The sequence below is a fragment of the Methylobacterium sp. E-046 genome, assembly GCF_022829625.1.
Classification (GTDB): domain Bacteria; phylum Pseudomonadota; class Alphaproteobacteria; order Rhizobiales; family Beijerinckiaceae; genus Methylobacterium; species Methylobacterium longum.
The window spans coordinates 1-1,101 of record NZ_JAKSYP010000101.1 but is presented as its reverse complement, the minus strand read 5'-3'; the positions used below and the strand labels follow the sequence as shown (position 1 = coordinate 1,101).

Sequence of the window (1,101 nt, the reverse complement as noted above, 5' to 3'; positions counted from 1 at the left end):
GCTCTGGATCACGGGCGGCGTGCTCCTCTACCGCGAGAAGGCTGGTAAAGCCGCCGGGAAGTAGGGCCGAGCCCGATCCGACTGAGACAGCATTGCTGCCTGCGTGCCGCGGCCCGCGACAGATCCAAGCGCCGCCGCTCGCTGCTGCATACGGCCCCGTGCCTCGATGGCCTCCAGCAGTAGGTTGAGGCGGTCGCCCTGGTTCAGCGTCACGGCCTCCGCGAGCTGACGGTTGCGGGCTACATCGGCAGCCTGTCCGGCGGCATTCACCCCGGCACGAGCGACGCGCCCGGCCTGTGCCAGCGCCCACCCCTGCGGACCACCGATAGCGCCCGCGACCGTACCGCCGATATCGTTGCCGAGGGTCGTGCGCGGCGCCACGCGGTCGGCCGCCTGGGTTCGCTGTGCGGTCTGCGAACCTTCCACGATCCGGCGGTTGGCCTGATCGAACGCCGCCTCCCGGTTCACAGCGCCGACGACTCGATCAACCGGGGCCTGCCCGTGGAGCTGCGCTAGGTTGGCGGTGTTCCAGCCGCCCTCACCCTGCAACAGGTTCTGCATCGCCACGAGGTCGTTGCGGCGAGTACCCACGGCTTGGTCGATGGCGCCGCGCGTGCCGATCGCCATAGCATCCCGCTCGCCCTGTGACATGCCCACGAGACGGCGGGCGAGGTCGGCCGGCGGCGTAGCGCCCTGGCCGGACCCGAGAAGTTGCGAGCCTGCCTCGACAGCCTCCATGCGCCGCGCGATGGCTGACGACACGTCGTTGGCGGCGCCGTAGCCCGGCACTTGATCCCGCAGGGCTCGGTTCAGGTCGGCGACGGTGCCGCCCAACCCGCCGTCCCGCTGAGACACGGATCCGCGCGGCACGCCCAACGACTCCGCGCCGTGCTCCATCATGCCGGACAACGCGATCTTGGCGTTCTGCAGGTTCTCGGCGCTGGTCTGCGGGATCGCCGCGCCGGTCATCGGGTGCTCGGTCATCAGCATGCCGCGGGCTTGGTTCAGCGCGGCACGCTGCGGTCCCTCGGCGGTGCGCAGCCGGTCCGCGAGGTTCGTCAGCACGTCCGTCGTGTCGATCGGGCCTGCGCCACGCACGGC

General features: G+C 71.1%; 1 pseudogene. It reads right to left on the bottom strand.

Going from position 1 to position 1,101, the window contains the following annotated elements:
* Positions 1-27: 27 nt before the first annotated feature.
* A pseudogene (locus MKK82_RS09475) lies at positions 28-1,101 on the bottom strand (hypothetical protein); the annotation flags it as partial.